This window comes from Rhodococcus sp. G6(2025) (assembly GCF_058628105.1).
This window is the reverse complement of record NZ_CP179750.1, coordinates 1,576,663-1,603,404: the sequence shown is the minus strand read 5'-3', so window position 1 is coordinate 1,603,404 and position 26,742 is coordinate 1,576,663. Positions and strand designations below refer to the sequence as shown.

The 26,742-nt window shown below is 68.7% G+C and carries 1 protein-coding gene; it reads right to left on the bottom strand.

The features are described from left to right. Positions 1-6: 6 nt before the first annotated feature. Positions 7-26,589, bottom strand: coding sequence for a non-ribosomal peptide synthase/polyketide synthase (locus ACLIVD_RS07365; RefSeq protein WP_491932193.1), 26,583 nt, complete (start codon positions 26,587-26,589; stop codon positions 7-9). Positions 26,590-26,742: the final 153 nt, after the last annotated feature.

Sequence of the window (26,742 nt, the reverse complement as noted above, 5' to 3'; positions counted from 1 at the left end):
TCCGATTCACGGCCGTTCGGAGAGCACGCGCGAGAGGATCGGCCCGATGACGGCGAGCGACTGCGGCTCGATCATCTCGTTGTGCCCGCAGTCCACGGGTTGCTCGTCGATCCGGCCGGTCACGAGCGGCCGCCACTCGTCCGCCGACCGGGCCCGGGTCGTGCCGTTCCCGTCGCGTGTGGCGGGGAAGATGAGCAGATCCCCGTCGTACACCCGGGGCACGAAGTGGTGGGCGAGCCACCTCGAACTCTCGTACCCGGCGGCGATGCGTTCGAGGTCGTGCCCTCGCACTCCGGTCTCGGTCCCGAACGATTCGTCGATCAACCGCGCGGCGTGCTCGTAGGTCATCTCACCGTCCCCCTCGGTCTGGAGTCCCAACCCGCGCAGGAGGTCCCGGATCTCGAGCCGGCCGACCAGCGGGTCCTCGCCGCCCACGGGGTAGCTGTCCATGACGGCGAGTGTGGCGACCTCTTCGCCGGCTGCCTGCAGTTCGACGGCCATGGCGTGCGCGATGACCCCGCCGAGCGACCAGCCGAGCAGGTCGTACGGGCCGGTGGGCTGGATGGCCTGCATTTCCTCGATGTAGCGGTGGGCCAGTTGCTCGATCGTCCGGTAGTCGCCGTCATCGCTGATCGTGGGCAGCTGCAGTCCGTACGCCGGCCGGTCGGGAGGGAGATACCGCACCAGACCGGCGTACCCCCAGGACAGGCCGATGCCCGGATGGACGCAGAACAACGGTCGCCCGATTCCGTGCGCACGCAGCGGAATCACCACGGCGAGTGCCTCTTCCATACCGGCGCTCCGATGCGGCAGGTCGAGGCGGCGGGCGATCCCCGCCGGTGTCGGGTCGAGGAACATCCACTGCAGCGGAACCCTCCGGTCCAGCGCGGCCTGCAGTGCGCTGACGATCCTGGTGGCGAGGAGCGAATTTCCACCGAGATCGAAGAAGCTGTCCGCGGTGCCCACCCGGTCCACCCCGAGAACCTCCGCGAAGGCGTCCACGACGATGCGCTCGTTTTCCGTGGCCGGTGCCCGGAACGCCGCACCGGTCGAACCGAACTCCGGGGCGGGCAACGCCTTCCGGTCGAGCTTGCCCACCGGGGTCATCGGAATCCGATCGAGTACCACCACCGCGGACGGCACCATGTGGGCGGGCAGTCGCTCGGACGCGTAGGTGCGCAGTCCCGCGGGCTCCACCTCCTGCCCGTCCTGAGCCCGCACGTACGAGGCGAGCACGGTGTCACCGGACGGGCCGGTGTGACCGACGCTGGCAGCGAAGGCAACCGCCGGGTGACGGGCGAGCACGGCGTCGATCTCGCCGAGTTCGATGCGGAATCCACGGACCTTGACCTGGAAGTCGCTGCGCCCGATGTACTCGAGTGCGCTCGCCGACTCACGCCAGCGCACCACGTCACCGGTCCGATACATCCGGCACCCCGGTTCCCCGAAGTTACAGGCCACGAAGCGTTCCGAGGTGAGCGCCGCCCGGTTGTGGTACCCCCGTGCCATACCCGGTCCGGCGATATACAACTCGCCGGGCACACCGACCGGGACCGGCTGCAGCCGCTCGTCGAGGACCAGGAACGCGAATCCCCGGGCGGGTGCCCCGATGTTCACGCTCTCGCCGGGACGCATCGGGGCGCTGACGCTCGCCTGGATCGTGGTCTCCGTGGGCCCGTACCCGCTGTGCAGGCTCCGCCCCGGCGCCCACCGCGCCACCACCTCCGGCGGGCACGCCTCGCCCACCAGGTCCAGGACCCGGAGCGAATCGAGTCCGTCGTTGTCGAGGGCCGCCAGTGCGGTCGGCGTGATGGTCGCATGAGTCACCTGCTCGCGACGGAACAGATCCGCCAGTTCGCTGCCCCCGACGATGGCAGGCGGCACGATCACGACGCGCGCCGACGCGCCGAACGCCATCATCAGCTCGAACACCGAGGCATCGAAACTCGGGGACGCCAACTGCGAGACCCGGGACTCGCGGGTGACCTCGAACCGTTGGTGCGTCTCCGCGGTGAAATCGGCCATACCCCGGTGGGTGACGGTGACGCCCTTCGGCCTTCCGGTCGACCCCGACGTGTAGATGAGATAGGCCGGGTGAGCGAGGTGCAACGGACTCGTCCGATCCGCGTCGGTGATCGGTGCCGACGACACGGCCGACGCCTGCGCGGCGAAGTCCTCGTCGTCGAGGATCAGCCACGGAACGGTGTCGGGCAGGGTGCTCCGGCGACTTCTCACGGTGACGCCGAGCACAGCCCGGCAATCGGTGAGCATGTAGTCGATGCGGTCGCGCGGGTAGGTGGGGTCGACGGGCACGAACGCCGCGCCTGCCTTGGTGATCGACCAGATCGAGACCACCGACTCGATCGACCGGGGCATTCCGACTGCCACGAACGTCTCCGGTCCCACCCCGCGTCCGCGGAGAACCCGGGCCACCCGGTTGGACCACTCGTCGAGTTGGAGGTAGCTGACCCGGCGGTCCCCGAGGGACAGGGCCACCGAGTCCGGGGTGAGTGCGGCGGCGGCCGTCAGCAGATCGGGCCACAGCTCGGGGCGCACCTGCGGCTCGCCGCGGGCAGGCACCATCGCCCGCAACTCCACCGCGTCGAGGAGGGGGAGGTCGCCGATCGGCCGGTCCGGATTCTCGGTGACGGCGTCGAGGATGCGCACGAAGCGGCCGGCGAAGCCGCGGACCGTGTCGGGGTCGAAGAGATCGGTCGCGAAGTCGACGGCGCCGTTCATCCCGGCCGGCGCACCGTTCGCGTCGAACTCCTCCGCCAGGAGGAATTCGAGATCCACCTTGACCACGGCGAGCCCGGGATCGATTCCACGGACTTCCAGTCCCGGCAGCGTCAGCACCGGTCGCTCGTTGTTCTGGAATTCCAGCGAGACCTGGACGAGCGGCGCATACGCCGTCGATCGGGTCGGGCCGACCGCGTCCACCACCCGCTCGAACGGAACGTCGGCATGGGCGAAGGCTTCGAGGTCGACGTCGCGACAGTGCGCGGCCAGGGCCGTGAACGACTCGGCGGCGTCCACCTGTGTGCGCAGGGCGAGCGTGCCCACGAACATGCCCACCAGGTCGTCGAGTGCGGGGTCTCCCCGGCCGGCGATCGGGGTGCCGACCGCGACGTCGGGGGTTCCCCCGAGACGGCTGAGCAACACCGCCAGGGCGGCGTGCACGGTCATGAATTCGGTGGAGCCGAGACGTCGCGACAGTTCGCTGATGCGACGGTGCAGGTCGCTGTCGACGGAGAAGTGGATGCGCGCGCCGCGGAAGGACTGCTGGGACGGCCGATCCCGATCCGTGGGGAGTTCCAGAAGGTCGGGGGCGCCGGCGAGGGTGGTCGTCCAGTAGTCGAGTTGCCGCGAGATCAGCGACCGGGGGTCGTCGTCCGAACCCAGCGACTCCCGTTGCCACAGGGCGTAATCGGCGTACTGCACCGGCAGGGGTGGCCAGTGGGGTGCGCCGCCGACGACGCGGGCGCCGTACGCGGTCATCACGTCGCGCACCAGCGGGACCATCGAGAACCCGTCCGCCGAGATGTGATGCACCACCACGGCGAGTACGTGCTCGGTGTCGCTCAGCGAATACAGTCCGGCCCGCAGCGGGATCCGCACGGTGACATCGAAACCCGCCGAAACCAGCCGGGTCAGCTCCTCCCGCAGGCCGTGCTCGTCCGCGACGGGAACGGGGGTCAGAGTGGGCACCGCACCCTCGGCGGGCAGGATCTGCTGAACCGGCCAGTCCCCACGGACCGGGAACATCGTGCGCAGCGACTCGTGCCGGGCGACGACGTCGGTGAGTGCCGAGTTCAGCGATCCCACATCGAGGTCTCCGCTCAGTGACACCACGATCGGGATGTTGTAGGCAGCCGAGGTGGTGTCGAGCTGATTGACGAACCACATCCGCTGCTGCGCGTACGACAGCGGGATGTCCTCGGGACGGGTGCGGGCCGCGAGCACCGGACGTCCGGACGGCCCGGCGCCGGCGTGCTCGATCCGTGCCGCCAACGCGGCGACCGTGGGCGCCTCGAACAGATCTCGCACCCCACAGTCGGTGCCGAGCAGCGCGCGCAGCCGTGCCATCACCCGGGTGGCGCTCAGGGAGTTGCCACCGATGTCGAAGAAACCGGCGTCGGCGCCGACGCGCGCCAGTCCGAGTACCTCTGCGAAGACGACGGCCACCGCGTCCTCGATCGGACCGACCGGAACCCGGTCGTGCCCTGTCCCGGAGAGCAGGTCGGGTTCGGGCAGTGCCGTGCGGTCCAGCTTGCCGACGGCAGTCAGCGGAATGCGCTCCAGCACCGTGATGGAGGTGGGCACCATGTGGGACGGCAGGCGGTCCGCCAGGTGCCGGGTGAGTACGGCCGGGTCGAGGGAGCGACCCGACGCCGGAACGACGTACGACACCAGCAAGGTGTCTCCCGCGGGGCCGCGGTGCGCGAGAGTGGCGGCGAATCCGACGTCCGGCTCCGACATGAGGGTGGAGTCGATCTCGCCGAGTTCGATGCGGAAGCCGCGCACCTTCACCTGGAAGTCGGTGCGGCCCACGTACTCGATGCTGTGGTCTGCCGTCCACCGCACGATGTCGCCGGTGCGGTACATCCTCTCGCCGGGGCGGACGGGGTCGGCGACGAACCGTTCGGCGGTGAGTGCCGGTCGGCGGTGGTAGCCGCGGGCCAGGCCGGCGCCGGCAAGGTACAACTCGCCGGGAACTCCCACGGGGACCGGTTGCAGCCGGGAGTCGAGCACCAGTTCCGTCACCCCGCGGATCGGGCCGCCGATGGTGATCGGGTGCCCGGGGACCATCGGCTCGCTGATGTTGGACATGATCGTCGTCTCGGTCGGTCCATACGCGTTGTACAGCCGGCGGCCCGGCGCCCAGCGGGCGACCAGTTCGGGTGGGCAGGCCTCGCCGCCGAACACCAGGTCCGTGAGCTGCGCCAGCCCGGCCGGATCGAGTGACGCCAGCGCAGCGGTAGTGATGAATGCGTGGGTGACGCTCCGGTCGGCCAGCAGCCGCGCGAGTTCCTCGCCGCCGAACACGCTGGGCGGCGCGATCACCATCGTCGCGCCGGCACCGAAGGCCTGCAGGTACTCGAACAGCGACCCGTCGAAACTCGGTGTGGAGAAGTGCAGAGTCCGGGACTGCGGTGTCGCACCGAAACGTTCGAGCTGGTCGAGAGCGAAGTTGTCGAGTCCGCGATGGGTGACCACCACGCCCTTGGGCACACCCGTGGACCCCGACGTGTAGACGGCGTACACGGCGGTGTCCAGCGTGACCGGACCGCTCCGGTCGGCGTCGGTCACGGGTGCCCCCGCGCGCTCGGCGCACTCGGTCGCGAAGCCGGGTTCGTCCAGGGCCAGCCAGTGCGCGGTGCCCGGGAGCCGGCCTCGGTGTTCGGATGTGGTCACGCCGAGAGTGACTCCGGAATCGACGAGCATGTGAGTGATGCGCTCGTCGGGGTAGTTCGGATCGATCGGCACGAACGCCGCACCGGTCTTCGCCACCGCCCACACCGACAGAATGGAGTCGAGGGACCGCGGTATCCCGATGGCCACGAACGTCTCCGGGCCCGCCCCACGGGCGATGAGTGCGCGCGCCAGGCGATTCGACCGCTCGTCCAAATCGCCGTAGCTCACGTCGCCGTCCTCGGAGGACAGTGCGATCGCGCCCGGATCGACCGCGGCCCCCTCGTCGAGGATCTGCGGCAGCGTGAGGGTCGACCCGCCCGGACGGCCGCGGACCGGCACCAGGTCGGCGCGCTCCCGGTCGGTCAGCAGCGACAGCGCGGCCAGCGGCTGGTCCGGACGAGCGCACGCGTCGAGTACATGCAGCACGCGTCCGGCGATGTCGTCGATGGTGTCCGTGTCGAAGACGTCCGGGAGGTACTCGAATTTCAGGCGCAGACGAGCGTCGACGGATGCCACGAGACTCAGCGGATAATGGGCCGCATCGCGCGCATCCACTCCGGTGACGCGCATTCCGGCGATGTCGGTCTCGGTGGAGAGCCCGGCGCGGTCGACGGGGTACGACTCGAACACCGTCAGCGTGTCGAATCCGACCTCCGGCCCGGCTGCACTCTGAATCTCGGCCAACCCGAGGTAGTGGTGATCCAGCAATGCCGCCTGCTCGGCCTGCACGCGCTCGAGCAGAGCACCCACCGTGTCGTCGGGGCGCAGCCTGACCCGGACGGGCAGGGTGTTGATGAACAGTCCGACCATCGTCTCGATGCCGGCCAGTTCGGGAGGCCGCCCCGAAACGGTGGCACCGAACAGCACGTCGTCGCGGGCGGTCAACGTACCCAGCACAATCCCCCACGCGACCTGCACGAGCGTGTTGACCGTCAGGCCACGCGACCGCGCGACATCACGCAGGCGTGTGGTGTGGTCCTCGTCCAGGTCGAAGACGAACTCGTCGGACATCGTGGACAGCCGCCGTCCCGGATCCGAGCGGGCCAGCAACGTCGGTCCGTCCACCCCGGCGAGGGCCCGAGCCCACACCTCCCGGGAGGCGCCGTGATCTCGGCGGCTCATCCACGCCAGGTAGTCGCGGTACCCGCGGACGCGGGGCAGCGGCGACGGGTCCCCGTCGGTGGCGTAGAGCGTCAGCAATTCCCGGACCAGCAACGGCATCGACCAGCCGTCGAGGAGGATGTGGTGGTTGGTCGACACCAGCCGGTAGCGGTTCGGCGCGGTCGCGATCAGCATGAACCGGATCAGCGGGGCACGTGTCAGGTCGAACGGGCGGACCCTGTCCTCGGCCAGCAGTCGCGCAACCTCGGCAGCCGCGGCGTCCTCGTCCAGAGCCGTGAGTGGGACGTCGCGCCAGGGCGCCTCCACCCGTCGCCGGATCACGTGGACGGCGTTGCCCTCGGCGTCGTGCCGGAAGCAGGCGCGCAGATTCGCGTGCCGGTTCAGCAGGGCATCGGCCGCGCGGCGCAGTCGATGCGGATCCACGGTGCCCTCGAGTTCGAGGCTCACCTGCACCAGGTAGACATCGAGGGAGTCGTCGGCGAGTTCGGAGTGAAAGAGCATGCCGGACTGCAGGGGCGACAGCGGCCACACGTCCGTCAGGTCCGGACAGACGTGTTCGAGGTCCTCGATCGCATCCTGCCGCAGTTCGACGAGATCGAGATCCGACGGTGTGAACCCGCCGCCACCCGACTCCGCATGCGCGCCGAGAGCAGCGAGTGCCTGCACCCACAGCTGCGCGAGTTCCTCGACCTCCTCTCGGGTGAGGACGCCCGGCGGGTACGTCCACGTGGAGTTCAGCTGGGGGCCGTCGCCCGAGTCGACGGTCATCGCGTTGACGTCGACGACGGCCGCGACGGGCACCGCCGACTTCTCGCGCAGTCCGGGTTCCTCGACCGGCACCCACCCCTCGTCGGTCGCCGTGGCGGTCGGGCCCATCCTGCCGAGATAGTTGAAGCTGACCTGAGGCATCGGCAGCGGCGAAAGAACCTGCGCCGTCTCGTCGTTCAGATACCGGAGAAGTCCGAAACCGATGCCGTGGTCGGGAACGGCGAGGAGTTGCTCCTTCACGGTCTTCACCGCGGCCCCCGCGGACGGGCCTGCGGCGAACGCGTCGTCGAGGTCGACCCCGCTCAGATCGAGTCGCACCGGGAAGATCGTCGTGAACCAGCCGATCGTGCGCGCGAGATCAGCGCCCGGCGCCAACTGCTCCTCGCGACCGTGTCCCTCGAGACTGACCAGCGCGCCGGACAGTTCGATCCCGCGTCGTCGCCGCCAACTCGTCAGCGCCATGGTCAGCGCCGTCAGCAGCGCATCTCCCACACTGCCGTGGAAGGCCCGCGGCACGGTCGTCAGGAGCGTCTCGGTCAACGGGGCAGGAACCCGGACCACGATGTCCGCGGCCGTCTCGGCGGTGTCCGACGCGGTCACCGGGCGCGACCCCAGCAGCGGGTCGGGCGCGTGCAGCATTCCCCGCCACAGTTCGACCTCGGCGGTGCGCTGGGGTTCACGCGCGGCGTCGGCGAGTGCGTGCGCCCACCGGCGCATCGACGTCCCCGGTGGCTCCAGCGCCGGTGCCGCGCCGGACTGCAGTTGCGCGCACGCCGCCGCGAGGTCGGGGATCAGGATCCGCCAGGACACACCGTCCGTCGCCAGATGATGGACGACGAGCAGCACGCGACCCGGGTGTTCGGCCCCGTCCAGCCAGACCGCCTGCATCATGACGCCCGATTCCGGGTCGAGCCGGTCGAGGGCACCGTCCAGTTCGGCGCCGACATCGTCCATCCGCCCCCGGCGGAGAACGGTCGCCGCCCGCACCGACCCTTCGGCCTGCACCTCCATCGACCAGCCCTCTTCGGTGCGGGACGTGCGGTACAGCCGGGCCCGCAACAGGTCGTGCCGATCCAGCACGGCCTGCAGAGCTTCCGTCAGGGTGCGTTCGTCCACCGTGGCGGGCAGCGTGAACAGTGCGGACTGCGAGAAGCGGCGGAAATCCCCACCCCGGGCGAGCATCCACCGCACGATCGGGGTCAGCGGAATCTCGCCGATCCCGCCTCCCGGCAATTCGTCGAGAACAGCGGTCTCGTCGTCCGTCCCGGCCGCCGCGGCCAGCCCGGCAACGGTTTTCCGTTCGAACACCTCGCGCGGCGAGATCAGTATCCCGGCGCCCTTGGCGCGAGTGACCAGTTGGATGGACATGATCGAATCCCCGCCGAGGGTGAAGAACGAGTCGTCGACCCCCACCGAGTCGAGGCCGAGGACCTCCGCGAACAGGTCGGCGAGGATCCGTTCGGTCTCGGTGACCGGGCTGCGGCCCGCGGTCACCCGCTGCCCGAAGTCCGGTTCGGGCAGGGCTTTCCGATCGAGTTTGCCGTTCACCGTCCGCGGCAACTCGTCGAGAACCACCACCGCGGCCGGCACCATGTGCGACGCCAATCGCACCGCGGCCGCATCGATGATCGCGGCCGGGTCGATCGCCGCGCCGGTCTCCGGCACCACGTACCCCACCAACCGGTCCCCGCGGGCCGTCACGACCGACTGCGACACCCCCTCGCACGCGAGCAGCGCCGCTTCCACCTCACCGAGTTCGATCCGGTAGCCCTTCACCTGCACCTGGAGGTCGTTGCGGCCGAGGTACTCCAACTGGCCGTTCCCGTTCCACCTGCCCAGGTCGCCGGACCGGTACATCCGGGCGCCGGGAGTGAAGGGGTCGGCGACGAATCGGCCGGACGTGAGGGCGGCCCGGCCCAGGTAGCCGCGCGAAACCTGCGCACCCGAGACGTACATCTCGCCGACCACGCCCGGCGGCACCGGATAGAGTCGACCGTCGAGCACGTACACGCGCAGCCCGGGCAGTCCCCGGCCGATCACCGATGCGGACTCCTCCTCGACGAGGTCCCGGTCGATCGGCAGGTGGCTGACGTGCACGGACGTTTCCGTGATGCCGTACATGTTGACGAGGACGGGCGCGGCGTCGCCCCGGCGTGCGTACCAGCGCCGCAACTGGCCGAATTCGAGGGCCTCCCCGCCGAAGATCACGTATCGCAACGACAGGCCGGGACCACCGGCGAGGCGATCGGCCTCCGCCAATTGGTAGAAGGCGGTGGGGGTCTGATTCACGACCGTGACGGTTTCGCCGCGCAGGAGTTCGAGGAACTTCTCGGGTGAGCGCGCCGTGAAATAGTCCACCAGCACCAGCCGGCCACCGTGTGCGAGCGCTCCCCACATTTCCCACACCGAGAAGTCGAACGCGGCGGAATGGAACATGGTCCACACGTCGGCCGGTCCGAATCCGAACAGCGTCTGGGTGTTCGCCAGTAACGTGATCACGTTGCGGTGCGAGACCTGCACGCCCTTCGGCTGCCCGGTGGAACCGGACGTGTAGATCACGTACGCCACCGAGTCCAGGTGCAGTGGAGTACGACGGTCGTCGTCGGTCACCGGTAGCGCCGAGAACTGCTGCAGCGCAGTCACGCTTTCGGGGTCGTCCAGCACCACCACCGGGACCCCGGCGCCGCGGAAGGTCGCGGCGTCCGCAGTCGTGGTGAGCACACACTCCGGCCGGGCGTCGCCGAGCAGGAACACCAACCGCTCGGCAGGAGAGGCCACATCCACCGGAAGGTAACCGGCGCCCGACTTCACCACCGCGAGCAGCGCCACGACGAGGTCGACCGACCGCGTCATCGCCACCGCCACCAGCGTTTCCGCACCTACCCCCTGCGCCACGAGCAGTCGCGCGAGCCGGTTGGCCCGGTCGTCGAGTTCGCGGTATGTCATCGACGCGCCGTCGCAGCGCACCGCGACGGCATCGCCCGCGGATGCCACCATGCGATCGAACGCGTCCACGAGCGACAGCGGTGGGACGTCGGTCCCCGGCCGATGCGCGGCGGTGAGCACGAGTTCGCGTTCGGGCGCGTGCAGGATGTCGATGTCCCCGACGGGTGTGGCCGGGTCGGTGGTCACGGCCTCGATCACGCGCACGAAGCGCTCCGCGAAACTCTGTACCGACGCACGATCGAACACGTCGGTCGCGTAGCGGAGGCCGGCGCCGATCCCGGCCGGAACCCCCTGCTCGTCGACTCGCTCCACCAGGCTCAGCTGCAGATCGAACTTCGCGACGTTCAGATCGACGTCGAGCGACCGGGCGGTCAACCCGGGCAGTTCCAGGTGGGTGCGGGTGGCGTTCTGGAATTCGATCAACACCTGGAACAGGGGTGAGTGCGCGGTGGACCGCTCGGGTGCGAGTTCGTCCACCAGACGCTCGAAGGGAAGGTCTGCGTGCTCGAACGCGCCGAGGTCCGCCGACCGCACGTCGGTGAGCACGTCGGCGAACGACGATCCTGGTGCCACCGCTGTGCGGAGCACCAGCGTGTTGACGAACATTCCCACCACGTTGTCGAGTGCCGCGTGGCCCCGGCCCGCGATCGGGGTTCCCACCACCACGTCGTCCGATCCCGACACTCTCTCGAGCAGCACGGCCAGCGCGGCGTGCACCACCATGAACAGCGTCGAATTGTGCTGGCGTGCCAGCTCGGTCAGAGCTTTGTGGACGGAGGGCGGGATGTCGAACGGGACGACGTCTCCGAGGAGCGACCGCTGGAGGGGTCGTGGCCGATCCAGAGGCAGTGGCAGCACGTCCGGGATGCCCGACAACGTCCGCGCCCAATAGCCGAGTTGCCCGGACATCATCGAATCGGGCTGGTCTTCGGTGCCCAGAGCCGCTCGCTGCCACAGGCTGTAGTCGGCGTACTGCACGGGCAGCGGCGCCCAGCCGGGTGCCTGCTGCTGCGCGCGGGCGGTGTAGGCGAGCATCACGTCCCGCGCAAGAGGTGCCATCGAGAAGCCGTCGGCCGCGATGTGGTGCGCGACGAGGGCGAGAACGTGCCGTTCGGGAGTGAGTTCCCACAGTCGCACCCGGATCGGAAGGTCCTCGGTGACATCGAATCCCACGCCGAAGAATGCGGTGAGCGAGTCGTGAAGGGCCCCTTCGGCAACCGGGACCGGTTCGAGGTCAGGGGTCGCGAGCGCGGAATCGACGATCACCTGCCGGGGTCCGTCGGCGGAACCGGGAAACACGGTCCGCAGCGACTCGTGGCGGTCCATGACGTCGCCGAGTGCCGCTCGTAGCGCAGACAGGTCCACCGCGCCGTCCAAGTCGAGGGCGACCGGAATGTTGTAGGCCGGTGAGGAGGTGTCGAATTGGTTGATGAACCACATGCGCTGCTGCGCGAGGGAAAGGGGAATCCGCTCGGGCCGCGCCGTCGCGGTGAGTGGCGGGGAGGCGGAACTCGTCCTCACGTCCGAGTCGATCCGGACGGCCAGATCGGACACCACGGGTGCGTCGAACAGCGCCGCGACACCCAGAGTCGTGTCCAGTGCGCTGTTGATGCGTCCCACCGCCCGGGTGGCACTGAGCGAGTCTCCCCCGAGGTCGAAGAAGCTGTCGTCGGCCCCGACGCGATCGACATCGAGGACGGCGGCGAAGGCCGTGGCGATCGCTTCCTCCGCGGGTGTGGTGGGGGCGCGATATCCGATCGTGCGCGTGCCGAAGTCAGGTTTGGGCAGGGCTTTTCGATCGAGTTTGCCGTTCACCGTCACCGGCAACTCCGCCAGCACCACCACCACCGACGGCACCATGAACCCCGGCAACGCCACCGCAGCCGACTCCCGCACCACCCGCTCGTCCACCACCGCACCGGCCACCGGCACCACATACCCCGCCAGATAATCCCCCGACGACCCATCACCGCGCAGCACCACCACCGCCTGCGCCACATCCTCCCGGCGCAACAACACCGCCTCGATCTCCCCCAACTCGACCCGCTGACCCCGCAACTTCACCTGAAAATCCGTACGCCCCAAATACTCCAACACCCCACCCGGCAACCACCGAACCCGATCCCCCGTCCGATACAACCGCGAACCCTCCACCCCAGCACCGAACGGATTCGCCACGAACCGATCCGCCGTCAAATCCGGCCGCCCCTGATACCCCCGCGCCAACTGCACACCCCCGAGATACAACTCCCCCGCCACCCCCACCGGCACCACCCGCAACCGCCCGTCCAACACGTAGACCTGCGTATTCCACACCGGCACCCCGATCGGCACCACCGTCCGATCCGCCCCCGTGACCTCGTGGAACGTCACATCCACCGACGCCTCCGTCGGACCGTACAGATTGTGCAGCTCCGCCCCGCTCACCCCGCGCAGACGTGCCGCCGTTGCCGACGGCAACGCCTCACCGCTGGTGAACACCCGGCGCAACGCACCGCACCCCTCCACGTTCGCCCCCGCCAGGAACACCTCGAGCATCGACGGCACGAAATGCACGGTGGTGACCGACTCCTCGCGGATCACCCGTTCGAGATAACCCGGGTCACGGTGCCCATCCGGCTCCGCGATCACCAACCGCGCACCGACAATCAACGGCCAGAACAACTCCCACACCGACACATCGAACGTCACCGGCGTCTTCTGCAACACCACATCATCCGAGCCGAGCCCATACTCCCCCTGCATCCACAACAACCGATTCACCACACCCTCGTGCGGAACCGCCACCCCCTTCGGCCGACCCGTCGACCCCGACGTGAAGATCACATACGCCGGATCAGCAGGACGCAACGGCGCACGCCGCTCCCCATCCCCCACCGGAGAATCTGAGAACCCCGACACATCCAGGGTGTCGAGTTCCACCACCCGCACACCCGCAGGCACCACCACCCGATCCGAAGACGTCGCCAACACCAACACCGGATCCGCAATCCCCACCACAAAACCCACCCGCTCGGCAGGCTGATCCGGATCTATCGGCACATACGCCCCACCCGCCTTCACCACCGCGTAAATCCCCACCAGCAAATCCACCGAACGACGCACCGCCACACCCACCGACGACTCCGGACCCACCCCCGCCGCGATCAGGAACCGCGCCAGCCGATTCACCCGCGCATCGAACTCCCCATACGACAACACCACATCCCCACACACCACCGCCGGCACATCAGGCGTACGCGCCACCTGCGCGTCGAGCAGGTCGGCAAGGGTGGTGCGCGGCACCGGGTGACCCGTCGCATTCCACGAACCCACCACCAACGCCCGCTCACCCGGCCCCAGAACCTCCACATCACCGGCCGCGGTGTCCACGTCGCCGGCGATCGTCACCAGAATCCGGACGAGGCGGTCGGCGAGCGCTGCGGCATCGTCCCGGTCGACGGCTCCCGGCTGGTAGCGCAGACTCAATCGCAGCCGTGGTTCGAGGATCGACAGCAGAGTGAGCGGATAGTGCGTGGCGTCGCGGGCATCGAGACCGGTCACCCGCATGCCCCCGATGTCGGTGTTCTCGTCCAGTCCGGACGTGTCGATCGGGAACGACTCGAACACCGACAGCGTGTCGAACAGATTGCCCACACCCACCCGCGACTGAATCTCGCCGAGGCCGAGGTGATGGTGGTCGAGTAGGGACGTCTGCTCGTCCTGCAGGCGGACGAGTAGCCGCCCGACGCTCTCGTCCGGGTCCACCCGCACTCGCACGGGCACCGTGTTGATGAACAGTCCCAGCATGTTCTCGACACCGGACAGCTGCGGTGGACGACCGGACACGGTGGCACCGAAGACCACGTCGTCGCGGGAAAGTAACCGGGACAACAGCATCCCCCACGCCGCCTGGATCACCGTGTTCATAGTGACGCCGGCGCGCTCCGCCGCCGCCGCAAGTCCATCGAGCACCGGGGCGGGCAGTTCGACGTCGAGTTCGTGGGGCACACCGTAGAGCTCCGCGGACGCGTGGGGCGCCACCAGAGTCGGCTCCTCGACACCGTCGAGCGCTCGTTCCCAGGCCCGCGCCGACGCCTCCGCGTCCCGGGTCGCTACCCAGTCCAGATACGTGCGATACGAGGGCGGCTCCGCCAGCCCGACCGGGTTGCCTTCGGCGGCATAGCGAACCAGCAGTTCCCGCACCAGCAGCGGCATCGACCAGCCGTCCAGGATGATGTGATGATTCGTGACCGCCAGCACGAAGCGCTCCGGTGCGGTGTGGAACAGGGTCAGCCGGAGCAGCGGCGGCCGGGTGAGATCGAATCGGGCACTGCGGTCGTCGTCGAGCAGGCGCGCGAGTTCCGTGTCGGGGACCGACCCCTCGACGGTGAGATCCACCTCCCGCCACGGCACGTCCACCGCGTCGACCACCAGTTGCGCGGGCACCCCGTCGTCGTAGACGAACGCGGTCCGCAGGCTGGGGTGACGGGCCAGCAGTCCCGCCGCGGCGGCGCGCAGACGTCCGGCGTCGACCGCGCCCGCGAGGTCGATGCGCAGTTGCGCCGTGTAGACGTCCATCGACTCCGCGGCCAGGGACGCGTGGAACAGCAATCCCGATTGCAGCGGAGACAGCGACCACACGTCCCGCAGTCGCGGGAACCGCGCCTCCCAGCGCTCGATCTGCTGCTGGCCGGCCGATACCAGCGGAAGGTCGGACGGTGTCAGCCCGCCCGCATCCGGTCGTGACAAGTCCGCGGCAAGCCCGTCGAGGGCGCGGCACCACAGATCCGCGAACGCCGCGACCTCGGCCTCGTCGAGGACCCCGGCCGGAAAGGCGAACGACGCCCTCAACCGGGGTCCCTCGGGACCGTCGGCGACGACGGCGTCGATGTCGATCACGGACGCGACCGGCAGGTCGGGGTTGCGCGTGCCGCCGAGCGTGCTTTCCACCGGCAGCCAGTCCTCGGCCCCGTCCGTGGTGGTCACTCGACCGAGATAGTTGAAACTCACCTGCGGAGCGCGGAATCGGCGGAGGGCCTCCGACGTCTCGTCGCCCAGGTAGCGCAGCAGTCCGTAACCGATCCCGTGATCCGGGATCGCCAGCAACTGCTCCTTGACGGCCTTGACCGCTCGCCCTGCCGCGACACCGCCTGCCATCGCGTCGTCGACATCGATTCCGGTGAGGTTCAACCGCGCCGGATACACGGTGGTGAACCAGCCGACGGTGCGGGACAGGTCCGCGCCGGCGACGACCTGCTCCTCGCGGCCGTGGCCCTCGAGGGTGATCAGAGCGTCCGAGACGGACACGCCCCGATCCCGTCGCCAGGCGATCAGTGCCAGCGCGACGGCGGCGAGCAGTCCATCGCCCACACTCCCGTGGAACGCGGCCGGAAGCGTGGTGAGCAGTGCATCGGTCACCGCCGACGGCACGTCGACCGTGACGGTGCCGACGGTCGCGTCGACGTCGATCGCGGGATCCAGTGGCCGCGAACCGATCAGCGGGTCCGCGCCGTCCAGGATCTTCTCCCACGAGGCCAGTTCGCCGGCCCGGTGCCGCGCAGCGTCGGACAGGCCGTGCGACCAGCGCCGCATCGACGTTCCGACCGGCGGCAGTGCCGGTGTGAGATCGGCCTGGAGTTGGCTGCACGCCGACGCGAGATCCGCGACGAGGATGCGCCACGAGACACCGTCGACCACGAGGTGGTGCACCACCACGAGCAGTCGCCCGGCGCCGTCGGGGACGTCGAACCAGACCACCCGCACCATGCGGGCCGCGGCGGGGTCCAGGTGGTCGGCCGCAGCATCGAGTTCCATGGTCGCGAGTGCGGTGAAGCCGTCTCCCGCCACCGTGTCGACCGGAACCCGGCGGACCAGTGCGTCCGCCGGCACCGCGCCCGCAGGCAACACGTCCATGCCTTCTCGGGACACACCCGCGCGGAGCATGTCGTGCCGGTCCAGTAACGCGTCGACGGCGCGGACGAGGATCTCACGGGTGAGACCGGCGGGGGCCGCCAGCAGCAGTGCCTGCGTGAACCTGTCGAGCCGTCCGCCGCTGCGCTCGAACGTCCAGCGCGCGACGGGTGTCAGCGGCAGGGGGCCGATTCCGCCGCCCGGCAGCTCGTCGAGCGCCACCGCGCCGTCGCTGTCGAATCGCGCCGACGCGGCGAGACCGGCGACCGTCCGGTGGTCGAACACGTCTCGGGGAGCAAGGATCACACCGGCGGCTCGTGCGCGGGCCACCAACTGGATCGACATGATGCTGTCGCCGCCGAGGGCGAAGAACGAGTCGTCCACGCCCACCGAGTCCAGGCCGAGCACCTCCTCGAACAGTCCGGCGAGAAGCGCCTCGGTCTCGGTTTGCGGCGGCCGACTCTCGGAACCCGCGAAGTCGGGAGCCGGAAGCGCTGTGCGGTCGAGCTTTCCGTGCACCGTCAGCGGAAGCGATTCGAGCATCACGAGCGCCGCCGGCACCATGAACGACGCCAACCGGCCCCCGACGAAGTCGAGGACAGCCCTCGCATCGATCGTCGCACCCGGTTCAGGCACCAGGTAACCGATCAGCCGATCGCCGCCGTCCCCCTTCCATACGCCGGCGACCGCGTGGGCCACGGAGTCGTGGGCGAGCAACGCCGACTCGACCTCGCCGAGTTCGATCCGGAAGCCCCGGATCTTCACCTGGGAATCGGTGCGCCCGAGGTACTCCAACTGACCGTCGGGCAGCCAGCGCGCGCGGTCGCCGGTGCGATACATCCGGCTTCCCGGCGGGCCGAAGGGGTCGGCGACGAATCGTTCGGCGGTCAACGGGAACCGCCGGCGGTACCCGCGTGCGAGGGCGGGGCCTGCGAGATACAACTCCCCTGCGACACCGGCAGGCACCGGGTGCAGTCGCGCGTCCAGCACGACCTCGGCGAAACCGAGCGTGGGCGCGCCGATGGTGATCGGAGCGCCCGGTACCAGTTCGTCACTGATGCTCGACACGACGGTCGACTCGGTCGGCCCGTACGCGTCGAACATGCGACGGCCCGGCGCCCACCGTTCGACCAGTTCGGGCGGGCACGCCTCGCCGCCCGTCACCACACACTCGAGCGCGGTGATACCGTCGGGGTCGACCGACGCCAGCGCCGCCGGAGTGACGAAGCAGTGCGTGACCCGCTCGGATTCCAGCAACTGCGCCAATTCGGCACCGCCGTAGACGGCCGGCGGTGCGAGCACCATCGTGGCTGCCGCGCCGACCGCCAGCAGCAGTTCGAGAACGGACGCGTCGAAGCTCGGCGATGCGAAGTGCAGAGTCCTGGATTCGGGCGTGGTGCCGAACGTCGCCCTCTCCTGTGCAGCGAAGGAGGCGAGACCACGGTGCGTGGTGACCACACCCTTGGGCGTGCCGGTCGACCCCGAGGTGTAGATGAGGTAGGCGGGATTGTCGATCCGAATCGTCGCTGTCCGTTCGCCATCGGTGATCGCCGACGACGGATAGTGCGACAGTCGATCCTCCAAGCCCGGTTCATCCAGCACCAGCCACGGCACCGTGTTCGGAAGTGCGCCGCGCTGCGCCGACCCCGTCACACCCCACACGGCACCGGAGTCGGTGAGCATGAATTCGATCCGTGCTGCCGGATGGTCCGGATCCACCGGGAGGAACGCGGCCCCCGACTTGGCCACCGCCCAGACGGCCAGGACGGATTCGACGGACCGCGGCACACACACTGCGACGACGGATTCCGGGCCGACACCGTGCCCGATCAACATGCGGGCCAGCTGGTTCGATCGCCTGTCGAGGTCCCGGTAGCGCACGACGCGCCCGTCGAAGATCAGCGCAGTGGCCTCCGGATCGTTCGCGGCCGCCTCAGCCATCAGATCCGGCAGCGTCCGTGCTTCGACTGCCGCACCGCCCGTCACCGGGGTCAGTACGGCACGCTCCAGTGGTCCGAGAATGTCGATGTCTCCGACCCGGGCGCCGGGGTCGGCCGTGACTTCTTCGAGAATGCGCACGAGCCGTTCCGCGAGGCCGAGCACCGTGTCCTCGTCGAACAGATCGGTCGCGTAGCCCAGCGCCGCGGCGATGCCGGTCGGGTTGCCGTCGGCGTCGGCGTTCTCGGCCAGTGTCAACTGCAGATCGAAGTTGACGGTGTCGATCTCGAGGTCGATGTTCCGGACCTGCAGATCCGGCAACTCCAGCGTGGGGCGCTCGATGTCCTGGAACTCCAGCATCACCTGGAAGAGCGGCGCGTACGCCGTCACCCGGGAAGGACTCAGGACTTCCACCACCCGTTCGAACGGGACCTCCGCGTGGGTGAAGGCGCCCAGATCGGTTTCTCGAACGCCGGCCAGGAACTCGGAGAAGGTGGCGCCGCCGTCGACGTGGGTGCGCAGGACGAGGGTGTTGACGAACATGCCCACCACGTCGTCGAGTTCGCGTTCGCCGCGACCGGCGATCGGCGTCCCGATGGCGATGTCGTCCGCACCGCTCACCCGTGCAAGCATGATCGCCAACGCGGCATGCAACGTCATGAACACCGTCGTGGTGTGTTGCCGCGCCAGCCTGACCACACCGGCATGAACTTCCGGATCGATCACGAACTCGACGCGACCGCCGCGAAGTGACCGCACGGTGGGACGGGGACGGTCGGTGGGCAACTCCAGCACTTCGGGCAGATCCGACAGCGTGGTGGTCCAGTAGGTCAGCTGTCGTGAAATGGGTGAATTCTCATCGGATTCCGACCCCAGCCACTCGCGCTGCCACAGCGCGTAGTCGGCGTACTGCACCTCGAGCGGGGCCCAGTCCGGGGCCGACCCGCCTGCCCGGGACACGTACGCGTCGATGACGTCGCGCGCGAGGGGTGCCATCGAGAAGCCGTCGGCCGCGATGTGGTGCACCACCACCGCGAGCACGTGCACATCCTCGTCGAGCCTGAACAGCCGTGCGCGCAACGGCACCTGCGTCGTGACGTCGAATCCCGCGGACAGCACTCTCCGCGACTGGTCGCGAAGCTCGGATTCCCCCGAGACCGCGATCGGTTCGAGGTCGGGCACCGCGGTCGCCGCGGGGAGGATCACCTGGCGTGGCCCGTCGTCGGTGAGCGGGAAGAGGGTGCGCACGGCCTCGTGCCGTTCGACGACGTCGGCCACCGCCGCCTGGAGCGCATGCAGGTCGAGCCGCCCCTCGAGCCTCAACGCGAACGCGACGTTGTATGCGGACGAGGAGGTGTCGAACTGGTTGATGAACCACATTCGCTGCTGGGCGGGGGACACGGGGACTTCGGCGGTACCATCCCTCGGCTTCAGCGGTGGCCGGGCCTCCAACCCTTCCTGCGACTCGGCCAGCGCCGCCAGACCGGCCACGGTGGGGGCATCGAACACGTCGCGGATGCCGATCCGGTCTCCGACGGCCGCGTTGATCCGCGCGACCAACCTGGTGGCGATCAGAGAGTTTCCGCCGAGGGCGAAGAAGTCGTCGTTCACGCCTACCCGCGGGAGACCGAGCAGGTCGGCGCACACGGCGGCCACTATCCCCTCGATCGGGGATCGGGGAGCGACGAAAACCACCGCGGCGCTGCCGAAGTCAGGTTCGGGCAGAGCTTTTCGATCGAGTTTGCCGTTCACCGTCACCGGCAACTCCGCCAGCACCACCACCACCGACGGCACCATGAACCCCGGCAACACCACCGCAGCCGACTCCCGCACCACCCGCTCGTCCACCACCGCACCGGCCACCGGCACCACATACCCCGCCAGATAATCCCCCGACGACCCATCACCGCGCAGCACCACCACCGCCTGCGCCACATCCTCCCGGCGCAACAACACCGCCTCGATCTCCCCCAACTCGACCCGCTGACCCCGCAACTTCACCTGAAAATCCGTACGCCCCAAATACTCCAACACCCCACCCGGCAACCACCGAACCCGATCCCCCGTCCGATACAACCGCGAACCCTCCACCCCAGCACCGAACGGATTCGCCACGAACCGATCCGCCGTCAAATCCGGCCGCCCCTGATACCCCCGCGCCAACTGCACACCCCCGAGATACAACTCCCCCGCCACCCCCACCGGCACCACCCGCAACCGCCCGTCGAGCACGTAGACCTGCGTATTCCACACCGGCACCCCGATCGGCACCACCGTCCGATCCGCCCCCGTGACCTCGTGGAACGTCACATCCACCGACGCCTCCGTCGGACCGTACAGATTGTGCAGCTCCGCCCCGCTCACCCCGCGCAGACGTGCCGCCGTTGCCGACGGCAACGCCTCACCGCTGGTGAACACCCGGTGCAACGCACCGCACCCCTCCACGTTCGCCCCCGCCAGGAACACCTCGAGCATCGACGGCACGAAATGCACGGTGGTGACCGACTCCTCGCGGATCACCCGTTCGAGATAACCCGGGTCACGGTGCCCGTCCGGCTCCGCGATCACCAACCGCGCACCGACAATCAACGGCCAGAACAACTCCCACACCGACACATCGAACGTCACCGGCGTCTTCTGCAACACCACATCATCCGAGCCGAGCCCATACTCCCCCTGCATCCACAACAACCGATTCACCACACCCTCGTGCGGAACCGCCACCCCCTTCGGCCGACCCGTCGACCCCGACGTGAAGATCACATACGCCGGATCAGCAGGACGCAACGGCGCACGCCGCTCCCCATCCCCCACCGGAGAATCTGAGAACCCCGACACATCCAGGGTGTCGAGTTCCACCACCCGCACACCCGCAGGCACCACCACCCGATCCGAAGACGTCGCCAACACCAACACCGGATCCGCAATCCCCACCACAAAACCCACCCGCTCGGCAGGCTGATCCGGATCTATCGGCACATACGCCCCACCCGCCTTCACCACCGCGTAAATCCCCACCAGCAAATCCACCGAACGACGCACCGCCACACCCACCGACGACTCCGGACCCACCCCCGCCGCGATCAGGAACCGCGCCAGCCGATTCACCCGCGCATCGAACTCCCCATACGACAACACCACATCCCCACACACCACCGCCGGCACATCAGGCGTACGCGCCACCTGCGCGTCGAGCAGGTCGGCAAGGGTGGTGCGCGGCACCGGGTGACCCGTCGCATTCCACGAACCCACCACCAACGCCCGCTCACCCGGCCCCAGAACCTCCACATCACCGACCGGCGCATCCGGATCCGCAACCACTCCCGCCAGAATCCGGAGGAACCGTTCCCCGAATCCCGTGACCGTCTCCGGATCGAACACGTCCGACGCGAACGTGAACGACGCGTCGATGCCTGCTGCCGTCCCGGACGCGTCGTAGCGCTCCGCGAGCGTCAACTGCAGATCGAACTTGGACACACCGGTTTCGACATCGAGGATCTCCACCGTAAGTCCCGGCAGGTCGAGGTGCGCCGGGGCGGTGTTCTGGAACTCCAGGAGAACCTGGAACAGCGGTGAGTACGCGGTCGAGCGGGTCGGTGCGACCGCGTCCACCACGCTCTCGAACGGCACCTCCGCGTGACCGAACGCCGCCAGATCCGCCTCCCGCGCCCGGGACAGCACCTCGCCGAACGTCGCGGCGGACTCGACGGTCGTCCGTAGGACCAGAGTGTTGACGAGCATCCCCACCACGTCGTCGAGTGCTTCCTCGCCGCGCCCGGCGATCGGCGTCCCGATCGCGATGTCTCCGGAACCACTCAGCCGCGCCGCCAGCACCGCCAGCACCGCGTGCATCACCATGAACATCGTGGAATTGCGCTGCCGCGCGAGGAGCAGAAGCGCCCGATGCTGTTCCGCTGACACCGGGAACCGGACCATCCCACCCCGTAATGCTCTGTCCGCGGGCCTCGGTCGATCCAAGGGAAGATCCATCACGTCGGGGAGGCCGGACAGCGTCTGTTTCCAGTATTCCAACTGCGCCGACATCAGGCTGCCGGGATTCTCGTCACTGCCGAGGGCCGCCCTCTGCCACAGGCTGTAGTCGGCGTACTGCACGGGCAGCGGCGCCCAGCCGGGTGCCTGCTGCTGTACCCGCGCCGAGTACGCCACCATCAGGTCGTGCGCGAGTGGGGCCAGCGACGCTCCGTCCGCCGAAATGTGGTGCACCACCAGCATGAGGACGTGCTCGTCGTGGCGGGTCCGGAACAGGTCACCACGCACGGGCACCTCGGTGCTCACGTCGAAGCCCCGAGCGGTCGATTCGGCGATCCGCGCGCGCACCGCGTCCTCGTCGTCGCAGACCGTCGGATCCAGGTCCGGAATCACCTCCCCCGGTGGCAGGATCACTTGATGCGGTCCGTCCACTGACGCCGGATACACCGTGCGCAGCGATTCGTGTCGTTCGAGGACGTCCGCCACCGTGGCCCGGAGCGCCTCCACGTCGAGCGTTCCGGACAGTCGGAGCGCCATCGGAATGTTGTAGGCCGGTGACGAGGTGTCGTACTGATTGACGAACCACATACGTTGCTGGGCGAGCGATAGCGGGATCCGGTCGGGACGCGTCTGCGCCACCAGGTCCGGGCGGTCGGGGCGTCTCGCGTGAGTACCCTCGATCCGGTCCGCCAGTGCCTCCACCGTCGGTGCCTCGAACAGGGTCCGCACCACGAGGTCGACGCCGAGGGCGGCGTTGACCCGCGCCACCACTTTCGTCGCGACCAGTGAATTTCCGCCGAGGTCGAAGAAGCTGTCGTCGAGCCCGATTCGTTCCACACCCAGTACGTCGGCGAACACCCGCGCGACGGCCCGCTCCACCGGAGTGGCAGGTGCACGGAACTCGGCGGCCGTGGAGAGGAATTCCGGCGCCGGCAGTGCCGCACGATCGAGCTTCCCCACCGGTGTCATCGGGATCTCGTCCAGTACCACGATCGCCGCCGGCACCATGTACGTCGGCAATTGCTCTGCGGCATACTCGATCACCTCAGCAGTCGCGAGCTGTTGCCCGGCCGCAGGCACCACGTACGACACGAGCACCGTGTCGCCGGACGGTGCCGTTCGCGGCATCGTCACCGCGGTCCGCACGCGCGGATGGGTGTGGAGGACGGTGTCGATCTCCCCGAGCTCGATGCGGAAGCCACGTACCTTCACCTGGAAATCGCTGCGGCCCAAGTACTCCAGTGTGCTGTCGGTTCGCCACCGCACCACGTCCCCGGTTCGATACATCCGCTCGCCGGGGCCGCCGAAGGGGTTGGCCACGAACCGTTCGGCCGTCAACGCTGATTTGCCGTGATATCCGCGAGCGAGGCCGTCACCCGCGACGTACAGCTCTCCGGCGACGCCGGGCGGCACGGGTTGCAACCGCGCATCGAGGACGACCTCGTGGAATCCGCGGAGCGGACCGCCCACCGTGATGGCTCCGGTCGGTGACATCGGCGCACTGATGTTGGACATGACGGTGGCCTCGCTGGGCCCGTACGCGTTGCACAATCTGCGACCGGGCGCCCACCGCTCGACGAGTTCCGGCGGGCACGCCTCGCCGCCGAACACCACGTCCCCGAAGTCGGCGAGTCCGTCCGGTTCGACCGTTCCGAGCGCGGCAGTGGTGACGAATCCGTGAGTGACTCGCTCCGATTTCAGGAGCCGGGACAACTCGGTGCCGCCGTAGACCGTGGGCGGCACGATCACCATGGTTGCCGCGGCGGCGAACACGTGCAGGTACTCGGAGACGGACGCGTCGAAACTCGGTGTGGAGAAGTGCAGAATCCGGGATGCCTGCGTCGCTCCGAATCGTGAGTGCTGCTCGGCTGCGAAGGTGTCCAGGCCACCGTGTGTGACCACGACGCCTTTGGGCCTGCCGGTGGAACCGGACGTGTAGATCACGTAGGACGGGTTCTCCACGCGGAGGGGCCGTGCCCGCTCGGCATCGGTCACGACGGATACCGGCTGCGTTGCGCAGAGGGTCCGGAATTCTTCGTCGTCGAGCACGAGCCACGCAATCGCGTCCGGGAGCCGGGAACGGACGGCGGACACCGTCACGCCCAGGGCGGCACCCGAATCGCCCAGCATGTGCTCGATCCGTTCGGCCGGGTAGTTCGGGTCCACCGGCACGTAGGCCGCGCCCGATTTGGCCACCGCCAGCATCGACAGAACCGACTCGATCGAGCGAGTCATGCCCAGTGCGACGAAGTTCTCCGGCCCGATGCCGCGTTCGGCGAGGACGCGTGCCAACTGGTTCGAGCGCTCGTCCACTTCGCGGTACGTCATCTCGATACCGTCATACGAGAGTGCGACACCGGTGGGGTTGGATTGTGCTGCCGCGGAGAATAATTCGGGCAGTGTGCGGCCAGGTTGCCCCGGCCCGCCGGACACCGGAACGAGGGTGGCCCGTTCGGTATCGGACAGGACGTCGAGGTCGCCGACGACGAGTCCGGGGTCGCCGGCGGTCGTCTCCAGGATTCGGCGGAACCGTTCGCCGAGGCGACGGACCGTGCCGGGGTCGAACAGATCGGTGGCGAACCCGAGGGTCGCCGTGATGCCGGACGGGATGCCGTCGGCGTCGAAGGTCTCGGTCGCGGTCACCCGGAGGTCGAGTCGGCCGATCCCGGACGTCTCCGGATCGTCACTGCACTCGAGCAGGACCTGGACGATCGGCGAGTACGCGGGCGAATCGCCGAGGGCGAGCGTCCGGACCACCCGTTCGAATGGGACGTCGCGGTGCTCGAACGCCTCCCGGTCGATGTCGCGGACGTGGCCGAGGAGACGCGTGAAGGACGTGTCCGGTTCGACGCGGGTACGGAGCGCCACGAGGTTCCGGTCGTGGTCCACCGTGGTCGTGGTTCCGATCACTACATCCGAGACGCCCGACAGCCTGCTCAGCAGCGCGGTGAACGCTGCGTGCAGAACCGAGAACGCGGTGGTGTCGTGTTCGTGCGCGAGGGCCAGCACCGCGGCATGCGCTTCCGCGCCGATCGGAATTTCTACGCGGTCTTCCCGCCCGGATTGCGCGACGGGCCGCGGCCGATCGGACGGCAGGTTCAGCACTTCGGGGATCCCCGCCAGCTGATCCGTCCAGTACTCGAGTTGATGCGCCTCGCGGCGTCGTCGCTCGCCGTCGCGGGCCGTGACCTCGTGAATCGTCGCGACCCGGGCCTGCGGGTCGGCCGAGATGAACTCTTCCAGCAGTTCGACGAAGTGCCGGTGGTGCAGGCGCAGCGCCACGTCCTCGTATCGGTTCGGGTTGGCCCGGAAATCGACGAAGATCTCGGCCGGTGTCCCGCTCGGGTACACGTTGACCAGGAGATCTTCCACCGGACCCGACGTGACGATGTGGTATTCGCCGACCAGTGGACCCAGCTGCACGTTCTGGTGGAACAGCATGACGTTGACCATCGGTCCGTGGAGATCGGCGCCGCTGCCCGCGCCCACGTCGCGGCGGATGTCCTCGACACTGCACCGCTGATGCCGCAACGCGCCCATCAGCTCTCGCCTGACCCGTGACACGAGGTCCGCGACCGTCTCGTCCTCGTCGACCGTGATCGGCAGCGGCGCGACGCTGACCATCATGCCGCCGGAGTTGCGCAGCACCGACGTGGTCCGGCCGGACATCGGAACATTCACGAGGACATCGGTTTTCACCGTGATTCGCGACAGGTAGCAGGCGAAGGCGGCGATGATCGTGACTGCCGCGGTGGCGTTTGCCTGACTGTCGGCGCCGTGGATACCGGACACGGCCGCCTCGGACAGCAGGGCACTCTCGACCTTGCTCCTGGCGAGTGCGGGGGCGGGCGCGTCGGCCAGAGTCGATCCGTCGACGGCCTCGACTCGCTTCGCCCAGTACTCCCGATCCGCCTCGAAGCGGTCGGACGACCGGTAGCGGGCATCGACGTCGTACAGCTCGTGCAGGGTCGCGGCGCGACTCGGATCCGGTTCGCGGCCGGCCACCGAGGCCGAGTACCGGTGCGCGATGCGGTTGATCAGCGTCATGGCGCCGTATCCGTCGAGCGCGACGTGGTGAATGCGGCTGTACCACAGGTAATGCGACTCTCCGACGCAGAGAATCGAGGTCTCGAACAGTCGATCCACATCGAGATCGAGGGGGGCCTGGTAGTCCCGGTCCATCCATTCGTGCGCGGCAGCGACCGGGTCGTCCTGACCGCGAAAGTCGATGAAGGCGATGGACGTGTCGGTGGCGTGGTCCACGTACTGCATCGGTCGGCCGTCGACCTCGACGACCTTGAGGAACGGCGACTGGAATTCGCGGGCCACCGCGATGGTCTCCCGGCGCAGCAGGTCGATGTCGAGGTCGCCGTGCAGTTCCACATAGTGCGCTACCGAGATCGGCACCGCGGGGTCGAGTTGCTGCGCGAACCAGGTGGCACGCTGCGCCGCGGACAGGGGGAACGGCTCCCCTTCGGAATCGTGTGTTGCCGGCTTCCGCGTGTCGACGGGCTTCACGGCGGTTCCTCCCCATAAGGTATCCCCGACCGCTCACAGCGTGACCGCGTCCGTATCCTGGCTCGCGAATGCGGGAGGCGGTAGCTTTTCGCCGTCCCCCAGAAAACTCGTTCGCCGTCCACAGGGCGCACAGACCCCATCGTTGCACAGCGG